The following is a 13,340-nucleotide window of genomic DNA, read 5'->3' on the forward strand; positions in this document are numbered from 1 at the left end:
AAAGCAATCGGTTGCATTAAAAATCCTAAAATAATGTTAATTGTCAATGAGTAATTTTTAATTGGTTTTTTGTTTTGGTACGGGGTTTGCAAGGTAGGGATGTAAATATTACGTAAATAAAAATCCAATTTCTATGAAATCAATTCTTAAAGTTTTAGGTGTAGCAATGTTCGCAACTTTAATCTTCAGTGCATGTAGCAAAGATGATGATCCGGCCAATAATGATTTATTTGCAGGCACTTACAAAGGTAGCGTTAGCTATTCAAATGGAGACGAAAGCAAGTCAAATGAAAACGGTTCTGTATTTGTAACAAAAGTGGGTGACCGGTATGATTTTAAGTTTTCTGATGGTATTCCCGCAATTACTAATGTAACAATTTCAGAAGGTGATGGAGGTTATATAGGCACTGTAAATGGATATACAGGATTTATTCGTTTTAATGCTAATAATTTAAACATTGCTGTTGGAAAAGACGGAGCAACATGGACTTCCAATGGTGACAGATAATTTCTGTAAAGTAATTAATTTAAAAGCCTGCGTAATGAACGCAGGCTTTATTTTTTGCTATAATACTTTTTATTTATTCACCCATAATTTCCACTTGTCATCAAACTTATACCATTTGCCATCGCTTCCTCCCCATTTCCATTCAGGTACTTCGCTCCATGCATTTCCATCGGTACTCCAAACTAATTTACCTTCATTTATCTTTAGCCATTTGCCATCTTTATCTGCCCAGCTTTCACTTTCTACTGCTGCCCATTTTTTACCATCTGCGCTCCACCACAAACTCGCTTTTTTATCAAGTTTATACCAGTAAGTTTTGCCTTCAAACATACCAGGCCAGGTTTGTGTTTTAGATTTCATCCAATCTACAGTGACTGAATAAGGGACAGGACTATTTACACTTATAGCGTAAGTACTGGTTGCGACCAGGCTAAAGAAAGCAGCGGCCAAGATTATCTTATCATTTTGGAATAGTTTAAATAAGGTGCGGATTAATATATTATAAGCTGAATGCTGGTTTTATGATAACTTAAACGCTGGTTTTATGAACAAATTAGCAATTGTTACAACTTGTGCTTTGGTCAAAAATTCATCAAAGCTTTCTGCTGCTGCGGCTTGCGTAACACCTGGCGCTATGTTGGTGATTTCTACACCTGCCTGAGTTGTGTTTTGCTCACCTGCGTATACTGCATTTGCTGCTTCTACCTTGGTATCATTACCATTTGCGGCATAAGTGATCCATGGTTTTAAGGGTATACCTGCTGCATTTACCATTTGGCGCAAGTGCGATGCATGGCGGGCCTCAACAGAGTGGATTTGTAAGGCAGTAGTTAATACCGGGTTGCCTTTAAGTGCCGGTGCCTGGCCTTTGTAAGCTCTAACTCCTGTATCTTCAAATGCCGTAGCGACTTTTAACCAAGTGGCGTAGTTAGTATATACATCCGCAAAAGTTCCACCCATTTGATAATTGTTATTAGCATCGTAAGTACCACCAGCCCTAAAGTCAAAATTGGTATATGCTAATGCTGGGCGTGCGTTACTACCCAAGGCTTCTTTAAGAAGGTTGACATGCGCTAATTCGTGATCGCGAATAGTAGTAATGGCTTGTTGAGCAGTTGGATTGGGAAAGTTAAATGTAACGTCTTTAACTGCTGAATTAGGATCTTTACCTACAATGGTATGATTGTAAAAATGATATTCCAGGTATTCCAATGTAAGTGCAAAGTTCAAAACATCATTTACAGGCGTTGTGCTGCCCTGGCCATAAGCTTTTGTAAACATGGAACTTAAGGCTAACGGTAATGCTGCAAATGAAAGCTGCTTACCCATTTTGTAAAAGTTTTTCATGACATGTCTCCGGGGACTAATTTTGTCATATATATCAGCATCTGTTTTTTGAATTTCGTCTAATATGCCAAGGATATTCATAGTTGTAATATTTAATGGTTAAAGATTGATAACGTTGATTTTTGTTTTGATGTATTTAGCAGCTAAAGGCAATACTTTGTCTGGAGTAAGTGCTGCGTCAAGGCCGCCGGCATTATTAGCTCCCAAAGCTGTAAGGCTATTTAGATCTGCAAAAGATCCGTTAGATATCTGGTCGCGAACCCATGCTGCATGACGTGCTTCAACAGAAACGATCTGACCTGCAATTACCAGGTATGCGTCTGTTGTAAGCATTACGCCTGCGCCGTTGTAAGCGGCTACGCCAAGGTCTTCAAAAGCTTTTGCTGCTCCAAGTACACTTGCGGCATCAGAAAAATCGATAGTAGAAAAATCTACTTCAAGGCTTCCGATAGCTTTAGCACCTAAAGCCTTTTTGAAAAACTCGCGATGTGCTATTTCATGATATTGAACATCTGTGAAGTAAGCTTTTTGTGCAGCGGTAAAGCCTGAAGCAGGATTAGCAGCAACTTGTATGTAGAAAGCAGCTTCTAATTGTTCTAATGCATAAGCATAATTCAATACACCAAAATCATCTTTAAAATCAAGTGTAGCACCGTCTTTATTTTGATCTTGTTTGTACCAGCCACTTTTTTGGCATGATGATGAAGTCAACAGGGCTACACCTGCGGTACTCATACCTAACGCAGAAAGAAATTTTCTTCTGTTGTAACCTTCCTTGCCAAGTTCTTTTTCGGAAGTTGTCAGGTTCGAATGTTCTGATTTCATAATATTTGATTTTTTGATTTGGAAATAGGTTTTGGGTACTTACAGGTGCCCTTTCTTTTTATATACGTGATACTTTTAATAGTGGATTCTTTTTGTTAAAATTATTTTTATCAAAAGGCGTGACTTAGAGTTACTTGTAAAACCTGAGAGCGGTTGAGTTATTCAGAATGATACAGATTGCAAATTGTAGAGCAGAGAACGAGAATTTAAGAACAAGTGGAGTAATAGATTTTGGTGTACCGTCGGGGTGTTAATGTTGTCGTTAGTGTGTTGATTGATGATCGGAACGATGAACGGAGCGTCGCAAGGAAGATGCTATATATTTTTCAGCCGGGCCAATAATAAAAAATAAAGAACACAAAATGGGGCTGCCCAAACCTGCAGCCCCAAATACTGATATGTCACTCTCTAACCATGACATGTTATAGATACGAGAGTTTTAAAAAATGGATTCAGGAAAATTAAATTTTACCCATCACGTATAATTGCTCCAAGTTAGGGGTTGGGCTTCCACCTTCATTTTCGAGGGTGATGGCGAATGCCTGGGCGTTAGGTATGTTTTTTAATTTGCAAACAGAATTACAATCGCCAAGCACACCAGCGTCAATTGGTTTGCCATCTAACAAAGCCCAAAGCTGGTATTGCTTGCCTTTAGGCGCTTGTGGAAGGGCGTTGGCGATCAGGTAAACATCTTTATTGGATTTGCTCCAGTACACAACAGCCTGACTATTTTCTTTGCCCGGCACGCCACTTAAAGCAACTTTGATCATATCCGGCCCTGAAATAAGCTGCATGTTTTTACCCAGCTCATTAAACCTCGTTTGTATGGAACTGTTCTTCGCATACAGTTGATCGCGTTGAAGAGCAAGTTGTCTGTTTTCTCCAACAACTTTTTTGTATTTAGAATAAGTATAGACATTAAGCCCAGCGCTTATGATAAACAATATAATTGAAGCTGCGGCCAGATATTTTATAAAAGGCGTTTTTCCTCCGCTTTCTAGTTTATGAACTTTGGGGTCATCTACAGCTTCATAATTTGAACCTGGAGTTTCGAGATTAAGTTGATTAAACAACTGAGATTTTAAATCGGGATTAACAGGCACAGCATGGCTCATGGAAGAAACTTCCAGTTCGTTTTCGAATGTTTGTATTGCCTGCTCTATTTCCGGATGCGTTGCACGGAGCGTTTCAAGCTCAGCTGCTTCCTCAGCATCTGCCAGGCCTAATACATAACTTTCAATTATGCCACTTTGTATGTACTCCCGTATATCCATCTATTGTTTTATCCTACTTCTTAATTCTAACAAAGCTTTACGCAACCTGGTTTTTACAGTACCTAAAGGCACGCCGGTTGTTTGGGCTATATCACTCTGACTAAATCCGTCGAAATAACACATTTCCACCACCATCTTATATTCATCTCTAAGGCCACCAACAAATTTGCGAAGGCCAATAGCATCAATATTCAAAGCATTATCTGCAGCTATTTCACTATTATTGTCTGTAAGTTCAACATTCTGCCTGGAATTTTTCCAGTCCTTGCTTCTCAAAGTGTCAATTGCTGTATTTCGCACTATTGAAGACATCCAGGTAAATAACCGCCCTTTTATACTGTCAAAAGTACTTGCCTGATTCCAGATTTTTACAAAACTATCCTGCAAAACGCTATCTGCTAATTGATCATCTGATATAAAATTGCGTACGATGCCGTTTAAGGCAGCAGCATAGTTGTCATACAAATAGCTAAATGCATTTGGATCGCGTTGCTTCAATAGAGCAACCAGCTCTTGTTCGGTATATTTTTGTATGGCTTTCAATAGAGGAAGTTCACATCAGTGAACAGATATACGAAAACTGTACCAAGACGGTTTTTGAATTAATAAATTTTTTTTACCGGGCTCATGTTAATTTAAAACAGGGTGTTTTTTGAATTCCTTTTCACGATCAAACAGATATCTGTATGTTGTGAGTAAGCGACTTCTGTGTGTTCCCAATGCTTCAGCTACGTTGATCATTTTTGGATTAAATTCTCCGATCCACTGCATCTCGAATTTTTCGTAAATAGGTTTTCCCAAGAAATATTGGCCATTTTCTATCTTCAGATTCTGAATCAGTCGGCAACCTTCAATGATCATATAAGCATCAACACCTTTGCCTTGAAATTCAGGAACAATGCCAAACACCAACCCAACGAACTTGTCACAAGATCGTGTTTTTTTGTAAAATAAGAATTTTAATTTATCAATTAAACCAAACTTGCCATTCAGGTATTTGAACCATTGGTTTAAATCGGGGAGATTTACCCAAATACCAATGGGTTCATTTTTATAATAAATAATCCAGTTCACTCTTTCATCCATCACGGCCTTCATGGATTGAAACATTTTTAGCGCTGTTCTTTCGTCCAATTGCTTTAATCCACCGTGACCCGCCCACGCCTTATTATATACAATGGTGAAATCTCTAACGTATTTAGATAGATTATTCGTTTTAATATTATCCGATGAATAATCAGGGTCTTTTGACAAAGCGGCATGGCGTTCATAAAACTTTTCCTGGATGCGGCTGCCAACATTCAGGCCAAAGCATATCTGGTTAAAGAAAGGTTGAAAGCCATAATTTTCCAGAAGCGTTTTATAATAAGGCGGATTATAATTCATACGATATAGCGGAGGTTCAAAACCTTCAACTACCAAACCCCACCAGGTGTCTCTTTCTCCGAAATTAATGGGGCCATCCATTGCTGTCATTCCTTTTTGCGTCAACCATTCCTTTGCAGTATCGAATAAAAGATTGGCAGCTTGCTGATCGTTTATACAATCAAAAAAGCCAATACCACCTACCGGTCCGTCATCACCTTTTGATTTATATTTTTTATTTACAAAAGCGGCGATACGGCCAATCAGGTTTCCACGTTCATCTTTTAATATCCAACGTATTGCTTCTCCGGAACGAAAGGTTTTATTTTTTTCTTTATCAAAAACTTCGTTGATGTCTTTATCCAGCGGGCGAATGTAATTAGGATCATTTTTGTTGATGATTACATTTACCAAAATAAAATCTTTGGCAAGGGAAGGATTGTTTACTTCAATCAGGTTCATTGCGATTCATTTTTTTAATTGCAGCACTTTCCAATAACGATTTCATTTGAGTGATAGCCACTTTATTGAGTTGTTTCAGTCTTTCACTTTGTGATAAACCTTGGGTAATAAGTAGCGCATTAATGCTTTCCAGATTGCTCAATACCACTAATTGTTCTAAAGTCGCAAAATCTCTAATGTTTCCTTGTTTGTCGGTATTGTTCTGTCTCCATTCTTTTGCAGTAACACCGAATAACGCAACATTTAATAAGTCGGCTTCATTGGCATAAACAAAGCCAGCTTGTAGGTTGGTGATTTCTTTAGGTATCAAATTGTCTTTAATAGCATCTGTATGGATTTGGTAATTAACCTTTGCCAGCGTTCTTTGTAAATTCCAGTCTAATTTCAGGCGATTATTTTCTTCGTTTTTTAAGCGTTGAAATTCATTAACCAAATATATCTGAAACTCTGGGCTTAACCACATTGCAAAGTGGAAGGCGATGTCTTTATGTGCATATGTTCCGCCGTAACGCCCTGCTTTTACGAGCATTCCGATAGCAGATGTTCGGGCAATCCACTGGCCAACAGACATAATGAATCTGTTTGTTCCTGCTTCCTGACCATTACCCCGAATTCGGGGTAATTAAAATGGGGGTTGTTGATTTTCTCCCAAACTCCCAAATACTCCAAGGTATTTTTATTAGTTATCCATTTGCCGATCAATCCGCTACCTTCTTTAAAAGATACTGTCATATCGGTAAGACTGATATAATCGGTATCTTTTTGATAGATAACCTTTACCGTTGCTTTTTGTACCCGAAGTATTCTTTCTTTTGCCATTGATGTTAAAAGCCAAACTTACATGATTTTTTTTATGGACAGGCTGAACTATCGAATGGCTTTTATACCAAGTATATCTATAAGTAGTTCGAAGCTTTTTTCTACAACATTGTGCCTCCGGAAGAAAGTATTGGACTATCCCTGAAGTATAGCGGTATTAGTTGCTCGTTCCCGTCGGCGCTTCTTGTTCTTGGCTGGTTAGAAAAGCAGACCTTTGGCGTCTTGAAAGCATTGGAAATGGAGCGCAAGGACTCATGTGTTTATTTTACGATTGTTTCCTAATGCTAATCTTCATCCTTTTCAATTTTAGCCTCAGTCGGCGTGTTTACTCTACGCAAAGAGTCTCTTTTACGTTGTTTCGCAATAGAATCTTTTCGATGCAGATCTTTGCGTTTGGCCAAATCTTTTACGCGTTGAATACTATCTCTAATGGCTTTCTGCCTGCTGTAACTAGTGCCTACGCTATTAAGAAACATTTTCTTTGCAATAATAGCATCATGTCCATAAATATCTTCTCTGAAATTTAATACGCTGCTATCATTAACCCACGAGGTGAAATAAGTAATCAAAACAGGGATCGGCTTTTTAACTCTTATATATTTTTCTTTATAAGTACGCATCAGGCTGTCTACTTTTTTGGCGCTGTAGCGAACGGTATCATTTAAAATATAGGCAGCTAATTTCGCGGGCTCTTTCAAACGAATGCAGCCATGACTATAACTTCTTTTATCACGATTAAAAAGACTTTTGGCGGGAGAGTCGTGGAAATAGATATTATAACTGTTTGGAAAAAGAAACTTTACCAATCCTAATGAATTCCATGGTCCAGGCTTCTGGCGTACACGGCCTTTAATAATTTCCATATGATTGCGTGCCAGGTAAGCAGCGCTGGGTTTGCCATGCATTTCGTTTTTAACAATACTTGAGGGAACATTCCAATAAGGACTAAAAACAATGTTGCTTAATCGCCCCGTAAACACAGTAGTATTGTTGCCTTCTTTCCCCACAACAACATCCATGTTCCAGGCAGGTTGTCCATATTCGTACACATGCAGCCTGAATTCGGGGATATTAACCATAATAGATCGGCCACTATCGGCCGTATTGCCAGGAAGCCAGCGCATACGTTCCATATTTATAAGAATTTGCTGAATGCGCTCTTCAAGTGGAATGTTTACATCTTTTAAAAAAGTTCTGCCAGCGGTACCATCAGGCTTGTATCCGTAAGTTTTCTTTAATTCATTCACTGCGTCAGCTAATTCGCTGTCATACAAATTGGTTAGCATACTGTCTTCTACATTCAGAAAACCTTCAATTTTGAGTCGCAGCTTTAAAGTTTTTACCGCAGCATCGGAATAACCTTTTGTCATTACTTCCACCTTACTATTCACAACAGGCCATCCGCCGTTATCCTTGATTTGCTTATACTTCAGTAACTGATCTCTGAGTTTTAAGTATTGAGGATTGTGCGGAGCGTATTCATCTGCATATTGCCCGTTTTTAGAAAGTACAGAGTCGAGCATGGATTCGAGCGTCAGCTTCTTTTTGGGGATATACCATTCAAGCGATTTGGTGGTGAAATTTGGATTGGAACGGTACGCATGATCTGAATAAGTATAAAAATATCTGGTTAGCAGAATTTCAAGATTCTGATAAAGAGAATCGTTTTTAGGCTTGATATAAGCTATGCTAATCAACCTTTCCATTTTATCATTCAGCCATTGATGGTAAACCGATGAATCTTTTGAATAATTCAGATAGTTTTTCAAAAGGTTCCAGAAAGATATAGTGTGTTCCGGTAATCCTTCTTTTGAAAACCAGGCGTACTGATAATTTCTGCTATTGTAAAAACTTTTGATCCGGTTGGTGAGCGTATCGTCCAATTCGTTCTTTGCCAAAATAAACCTCACCGTAAAGCTGTCAATAAACAGGGAATTAAAGGAATTGCTGGTATCAATAGTAACATCAACCTTAGTGATGGCTTTTTCTTCTTCTTCCAGCTTATTTTTATCATCTTTTTTATCAAAAAGGTTACAGGAGGCAAAGAAGACGGTTGAAAAAGCAGTTATGAGTAACGGTATTCTGGACTTCATACAGGTTAAGGTAAATAATTTGCGGACAAAATTAGTCTTAATTGAAATAAAACGAAGATGCCTTTTAATATTAATTACTCCCTTACGGTTTTCAGGAAAATACCGCTGCTCAACTGGTATTTTGTCAGATATTTAATACTTCACCCTGAAATGTGAATAATTTGTAAATCTGCTGTACCATAATACGCAGAGAAGCCTTACTTTTGCAGCCACAAAAATAACCAGACCTCAATTAATATGGCAAACGTTGGTAAAATTAAGCAAGTTATTGGAGCGGTAATCGATGTACAATTTGGCGATACACTCCCAGAAATTTATAACGCATTGGAGCTTACTAAAGAAAACGGCGAAAAGCTTGTGCTCGAAGTTCAGCAACATTTGGGTGAAGACAGCGTTCGTACCATCGCAATGGATGGAACTGAAGGGCTTGTTCGTGGCACAGAAGTGCGCGATACAGGTAAAGCAATAGCAATGCCTGTAGGCGAGGCTATAAAGGGCCGCCTTTTTAACGTAACAGGAGACGCAATTGACGGTTTACCACAGGTTTCTAAGGAAAACGGTCGCCCGATACACGCTATGCCTCCTGCTTTTGAAAACTTAAGTACTGCTTCTGAAATATTATTTACCGGTATCAAAGTAATCGATCTGATTGAGCCTTATGCAAAAGGTGGTAAAATTGGTTTGTTTGGTGGTGCGGGTGTGGGTAAAACTGTACTAATCCAGGAATTGATCAACAATATTGCCAAAGGACATGGAGGTTTATCGGTGTTTGCTGGTGTTGGGGAAAGAACCCGTGAAGGAAATGATTTGATGCGTGAGATGATTGAGGCAGGCATTATGAAATACGGCGACGATTTTAAACATAGCATGGAAGAAGGCGGCTGGGATTTGAGCAAAGTGAACATGGATGAGCTGGCTGAATCTAAAGCAACTTTTGTGTTCGGACAGATGAATGAACCTCCGGGAGCACGCGCACGTGTGGCTTTGAGCGGTTTGACTATTGCTGAGTATTTCCGTGATGGTGAGGGCGAAGGAAAAGGTAAAGACATTCTCTTCTTCGTAGATAATATATTCCGTTTTACACAGGCTGGCTCTGAGGTATCAGCACTTTTAGGCCGTATGCCTTCAGCAGTAGGATATCAGCCAACACTTGCTACAGAAATGGGATTGATGCAGGAACGAATTACTTCTACTAAAAATGGTTCGATTACATCTGTACAAGCGGTTTACGTACCTGCGGATGACTTGACTGACCCGGCACCTGCAACAACATTTGCTCACCTTGATGCAACAACGGTATTAAGCCGTAAAATTGCGGACTTAGGTATTTATCCGGCGGTGGATCCACTTGATTCTACGTCGCGTATTTTGATGCCACAAGTAGTGGGTGATGCGCATTATGATTGTGCGAACAAAGTGAAAAGAATTTTACAGCGTTATAAAGAGTTACAGGATATTATTGCCATCCTTGGTATGGATGAGTTGAGTGATGAAGATAAAATGACTGTAGCGCGTGCACGTAAAGTACAACGTTTCCTTTCTCAGCCTTTCCACGTGGCAGAAGCATTTACAGGATTGAAAGGTGTGTTAGTTCCTATCGATGAAACTATTCGCGGATTTAACATGATCATGGACGGAGAAGTAGATGAATATCCGGAAGCAGCATTTAACCTGGTTGGTAATATTGATGATGATTGAAAAAGGTAAGAAATTATTAGCGAACGCGTAATCTGAGTACTTAGTATTGAGATTTTTAGTACTAAGATTCGATTTAAAGCAGCATGTATTGGAATGCACAATTATAGAGAGTTGCTTATTTGGAAGCGTTCTATGGATTTTGTAGTCCGTGTGTATGAAGTGAGTACATTGTTTCCTGTTGAAGAAAAGTATGGCTTGACGGTGCAATTGAGAAACTGTTCAGTTTCGATACCAAGTAATATTGCAGAAGGTGCAGGCCGGGGTTCTAACAAACAGTTTAAACGGTTTCTTGAATTTTCGATGGGTTCAATAAATGAAGCACAGACGCAAATTGAATTGGCTTTTCGTTTTAAGTATCTGACAAAAGAGCATTTTGAAATATTGATTGATGAAGCAGCGCAGATTTATAAAATGACTTTGGCTTTTTATAATGGTTTAAAGGATTAAGTAAGTTAGTCTTAATACTAAAATCTACAAATCTTAATACTAAATGAAATTAAATATTTTAACTCCCGAAGGAAGTATTTATAGTGGTGATGCATTTGGTGTTCAAATGCCAGGTGTTACAGGTTCGTTTGAGGTACTTAACAAGCATGCACCAATGATTGCGGCGCTGGGTGAAGGTAAGTTGAAAGTATTACAAGGAAGCCTTACCGGTCCCGCTACTTTTTACAATATCCAGGGTGGGTTTGTAGAAGTGCTGAATAATAATGTGACAGTTTTAGTAGAAGGAGCTTCAAAAATTTAGAAAGAAATTTTATAAAGGATATCCGCAGTTTTAAAAAAGCTGCGGATTTTTTTTATGTAGTTATAATTGGTTTTCTGAAAATGCATAGTAGCATAAAACAACCCCACTATTTGTGGGGTTGAAAAATATGATCCTACAAAAATTGTTACGTTTTATTTTGCTTTTACCACCAACGTTCCTGCCAATTTATCGTGCAGTGTTTGTTTTTTATCGTCCCACAACATCATTAAGTAGCCTATCAGTAAGATGATGGCAGAAAGATATTTTGCAAAATGCCGACCTGTTGCATTCAGAAAGGATATACGTTCGCCGCTCATACCTGTTACTTTTAAGCTTAATGCCCGTTTTCCAAGTGTAGCCTGTGCCGCGCTGGATTCTTGAAGCGCAAAATACAACCAGCTAATAACTAAAGACACAATATTTGCTGTGTTAAAGTAAGAAATTCTCATGGAGCTGGAAAACCCTTCGTTCTCTGCGACAGACATAATTTCTTCCGTGCTTGGAGATCCGAATATCATTTTTATAAAATAGCCTATTATCCCGACTATTATCCCGTCAATTAAAGCTGCTCCAAATCTTTCCCAAAAGCCTCCATATACAGCTATGGGTTGTTCATTAAACAGGTTTGATTCTCCCTGGTTGGTGTAGTTTGATGTTGGTTCCATCGTAGTGTTTGTTTTAGTAAATAATAATATCCTAAACTAATACAAGTTTTTTGAAAAAGCAACAGGTTAAGGTAAATAAAAAAACGCTCCTTTAATTTGGAACGTTCTTCAAATAAAATTATCTTATCAATACTTCGTTCAATTGCCTCTGGGCTTTTGCAAATCTGCATATCCAAAAACACGCTGTAAAAGCGGAGTGGTACGTGCCGATACATTGGTGCGAATATCCAATTCTTTTTGGGCTACATATAAAAACATGCCGTCAATGGCTCTGGCGGCAATAAAATCATTAAGATTTGGTTCAAGTTTTTTACTCAAAAAAGGAATGGCATTATAGGCTTTTACAAGCGTGTTATACTCACTGCTGGCGCCCGTGGTACGAACGGTGCTGTCAACTATGGGTTTAAATTCTTTCATAAGTTGCGGCGTCATGGATGCTTTAAAATACTGAGTTGCCGCCTGATTATTCCCACTTAGCAAAATGCTGGCTGCGTCACCAATGCTCATATTTTTTACAGAGTTGAGGAAAACTGGTTTGGCTTTCTGAACTGCCAGCGACATAGCATTGGTGAATTTAGAAGTTACATTGTTTACTACGGATGTCAACCCTAAATCTCTTAATGTTTTTTCGATTTTAGCGGCTTCGCCAGGAAATGCAAACTTAACCAATGCATTTCCCTGATTAGGATTAGCAAAGGCATCAAAACCGCTGAAAAGCCCTTGTGTTAAGGCTTCTTTTAATCCCTGTGACATTTCAAAATTAGAAAGTGTGCCCGCTACATTTTTAAGCGTATCGCAACCGGATAAAAAAACGTGCTGCATAGCACGCACGCAAATAATAGTTTTCTCATGATACAAATTTAGGATTGATGATCGAATGTTTATAAACTATTGAATGTATAATTTATTAATTCATTCTTGGGTCAAGCGGCGCATTGATGATTAACTCATATTCGCCACCCAGCTCTTTCAGTACATCTTTCCACAGTTCCTTTTCATTTTCTGAAAAAACAAATTTTTTAGTAGCATTGGCTACGATCCATGTCTTTTCTTCCATTTCTATATTTAGCTGTCCTTCACCCAACCGCTATATCCCAAAAAGAACCTGATCCTGTTCGTGTCTGCCGTTCTTGAATTAATAAGTTCGATCAACTTTTCAAACTCGCCGCCCCAATAAATTCCGTCCAGGATTTCTTTACCTCCCGGAATGTCTTCAGGATATTGATGAAGAAAGTGCAGCGTATTTAGCTCAACTGGGCCACCTTCAAAAACGGGAAGTTGAAAATCACCTAATTCAGGTACAAGTTCATCAACTGAATAATCCAGTTTTCTGTTAAGCACAAAACCAAAACTTCCTTCCTCGTTATGTTCGCAGAGAAAAATAACTGTTCTCAGAAAATTGGGATCGTCCAGATGAGGGTTGGCAATTAATAATGTTCCATTTCCAGGCTTTATCATAAAGCCAATATAGTAATTTTTTATGAAGGAAACAGCGTGTGTTTTCATTTATAAAAAGTTAAATATGACGAAGCAGGT

General features: G+C 38.5%; 15 protein-coding genes and 1 pseudogene. 4 read left to right on the top strand and 12 right to left on the bottom strand.

All coding sequences use genetic code 11. The features are described from left to right. The first annotated feature begins 133 nt into the window (after positions 1 to 133). Entirely contained in the window at positions 134 to 508 is a 375-nt protein-coding gene (locus MKP09_RS11680) for a hypothetical protein (protein ID WP_240830184.1), read from the top strand. A gap of 69 nt (positions 509 to 577) precedes the next feature. Here MKP09_RS11680 and MKP09_RS11685 read toward each other — a convergent pair whose 3' ends face one another. The 9 genes from MKP09_RS11685 to MKP09_RS11720 form a co-directional block, all read right to left on the bottom strand. Next, a complete protein-coding gene (locus MKP09_RS11685) occupies positions 578 to 958 on the bottom strand; it encodes a hypothetical protein (protein WP_240830185.1) in 381 nt (126 codons plus the stop codon). A 69-nt stretch (positions 959 to 1,027) separates the two neighbouring features. Further along, the gene (locus MKP09_RS11690; RefSeq protein ID WP_240830186.1) at positions 1,028 to 1,837 is read right to left on the bottom strand and encodes a ferritin-like domain-containing protein; all 810 of its coding nucleotides are present in this window, start codon (positions 1,835 to 1,837) and stop codon (positions 1,028 to 1,030) included. Between the two features lie 117 nt (positions 1,838 to 1,954). Then, complete coding sequence (locus tag MKP09_RS11695) at positions 1,955 to 2,680, bottom strand: ferritin-like domain-containing protein (protein WP_240830187.1); 726 nt, start codon at positions 2,678 to 2,680, stop codon at positions 1,955 to 1,957. 461 nt (positions 2,681 to 3,141) lie between these two features. Continuing rightward, on the bottom strand, positions 3,142 to 3,954 hold the full coding sequence (locus MKP09_RS11700) for an anti-sigma factor (protein WP_240830188.1): 813 nt from the start codon (positions 3,952 to 3,954) through the stop codon (positions 3,142 to 3,144). After that, positions 3,955 to 4,497, bottom strand: a complete 543-nt coding sequence (locus MKP09_RS11705) for an RNA polymerase sigma factor (protein ID WP_240830189.1) — start codon at positions 4,495 to 4,497, stop codon at positions 3,955 to 3,957. Positions 4,498 to 4,584: 87 nt separating this feature from the next. Then, positions 4,585 to 5,781, bottom strand: a complete 1,197-nt coding sequence (locus MKP09_RS11710) for a hypothetical protein (protein WP_240830190.1) — start codon at positions 5,779 to 5,781, stop codon at positions 4,585 to 4,587. Next, positions 5,768 to 6,352: a KilA-N domain-containing protein gene (locus tag MKP09_RS11715; RefSeq protein WP_262915336.1), complete on the bottom strand. Its 585-nt coding sequence runs from the start codon at positions 6,350 to 6,352 to the stop codon at positions 5,768 to 5,770. Before MKP09_RS11715 ends, MKP09_RS11710 begins: the two co-directional genes overlap by 14 nt. Continuing rightward, the gene (locus MKP09_RS26045; protein WP_262915337.1) at positions 6,301 to 6,600 is read right to left on the bottom strand and encodes a KilA-N domain-containing protein; all 300 of its coding nucleotides are present in this window, start codon (positions 6,598 to 6,600) and stop codon (positions 6,301 to 6,303) included. Before MKP09_RS26045 ends, MKP09_RS11715 begins: the two co-directional genes overlap by 52 nt. Positions 6,601 to 6,884: 284 nt before the next feature. After that, entirely contained in the window at positions 6,885 to 8,693 is a 1,809-nt protein-coding gene (locus tag MKP09_RS11720; RefSeq protein WP_240830191.1) for a L,D-transpeptidase family protein, read from the bottom strand. 237 nt (positions 8,694 to 8,930) lie between these two features. On the opposite strand from MKP09_RS11720, the gene atpD reads away from it, so the two are divergent. From atpD to MKP09_RS11735, 3 genes are all read left to right on the top strand, one after another. Continuing rightward, a complete protein-coding gene (gene atpD, locus MKP09_RS11725; RefSeq protein ID WP_240830192.1) occupies positions 8,931 to 10,391 on the top strand; it encodes a F0F1 ATP synthase subunit beta in 1,461 nt (486 codons plus the stop codon). Between the two features lie 93 nt (positions 10,392 to 10,484). Then, positions 10,485 to 10,838 (top strand): four helix bundle protein, encoded by a 354-nt coding sequence (locus tag MKP09_RS11730; protein ID WP_240830193.1) that lies wholly within the window; start codon positions 10,485 to 10,487, stop codon positions 10,836 to 10,838. A 43-nt stretch (positions 10,839 to 10,881) separates the two neighbouring features. Then, positions 10,882 to 11,139 carry a F0F1 ATP synthase subunit delta/epsilon gene (locus MKP09_RS11735; RefSeq protein WP_240830194.1) on the top strand — a complete coding sequence of 86 codons (258 nt, stop codon included), beginning with the start codon at positions 10,882 to 10,884 and terminating at the stop codon, positions 11,137 to 11,139. A 152-nt stretch (positions 11,140 to 11,291) separates the two neighbouring features. Here the strand turns inward: MKP09_RS11735 and MKP09_RS11740 are convergent, their stop codons facing one another. From MKP09_RS11740 to MKP09_RS11750, 3 genes and pseudogenes are all read right to left on the bottom strand, one after another. After that, complete coding sequence (locus tag MKP09_RS11740; RefSeq protein ID WP_240830195.1) at positions 11,292 to 11,804, bottom strand: RDD family protein; 513 nt, start codon at positions 11,802 to 11,804, stop codon at positions 11,292 to 11,294. Positions 11,805 to 11,942: 138 nt separating this feature from the next. Then, entirely contained in the window at positions 11,943 to 12,626 is a 684-nt protein-coding gene (locus tag MKP09_RS11745; protein ID WP_240830196.1) for a DUF4197 domain-containing protein, read from the bottom strand. Positions 12,627 to 12,711: 85 nt separating this feature from the next. Beyond that, positions 12,712 to 13,310, bottom strand: a pseudogene (locus MKP09_RS11750) (YqgE/AlgH family protein). Positions 13,311 to 13,340 lie beyond the last annotated feature (30 nt).

This window comes from Paraniabella ginsengisoli (assembly GCF_022513635.1).
Lineage (GTDB): Bacteria > Bacteroidota > Bacteroidia > Chitinophagales > Chitinophagaceae > Niabella > Niabella ginsengisoli.

Excerpts from the sequence above, each read along its gene's own strand:
- atpD (WP_240830192.1), top strand. The coding sequence starts at position 8,931 with ATGGCAAACGTTGGTAAAATTAAGCAAGTTATTGGAGCGGTAATCGAT.
- MKP09_RS11695 (WP_240830187.1), bottom strand. The coding sequence starts at position 2,680 with ATGAAATCAGAACATTCGAACCTGACAACTTCCGAAAAAGAACTTGGC.
- MKP09_RS26045 (WP_262915337.1), bottom strand. The coding sequence starts at position 6,600 with ATGGCAAAAGAAAGAATACTTCGGGTACAAAAAGCAACGGTAAAGGTT.
- MKP09_RS11745 (WP_240830196.1), bottom strand. The coding sequence starts at position 12,626 with ATGCAGCACGTTTTTTTATCCGGTTGCGATACGCTTAAAAATGTAGCG.
- MKP09_RS11730 (WP_240830193.1), top strand. The coding sequence starts at position 10,485 with ATGCACAATTATAGAGAGTTGCTTATTTGGAAGCGTTCTATGGATTTT.
- MKP09_RS11735 (WP_240830194.1), top strand. The coding sequence starts at position 10,882 with ATGAAATTAAATATTTTAACTCCCGAAGGAAGTATTTATAGTGGTGAT.
- MKP09_RS11740 (WP_240830195.1), bottom strand. The coding sequence starts at position 11,804 with ATGGAACCAACATCAAACTACACCAACCAGGGAGAATCAAACCTGTTT.
- MKP09_RS11680 (WP_240830184.1), top strand. The coding sequence starts at position 134 with ATGAAATCAATTCTTAAAGTTTTAGGTGTAGCAATGTTCGCAACTTTA.
- MKP09_RS11710 (WP_240830190.1), bottom strand. The coding sequence starts at position 5,781 with ATGAACCTGATTGAAGTAAACAATCCTTCCCTTGCCAAAGATTTTATT.
- MKP09_RS11720 (WP_240830191.1), bottom strand. The coding sequence starts at position 8,693 with ATGAAGTCCAGAATACCGTTACTCATAACTGCTTTTTCAACCGTCTTC.
- MKP09_RS11715 (WP_262915336.1), bottom strand. The coding sequence starts at position 6,352 with ATGTCTGTTGGCCAGTGGATTGCCCGAACATCTGCTATCGGAATGCTC.
- MKP09_RS11700 (WP_240830188.1), bottom strand. The coding sequence starts at position 3,954 with ATGGATATACGGGAGTACATACAAAGTGGCATAATTGAAAGTTATGTA.
- MKP09_RS11690 (WP_240830186.1), bottom strand. The coding sequence starts at position 1,837 with ATGGGTAAGCAGCTTTCATTTGCAGCATTACCGTTAGCCTTAAGTTCC.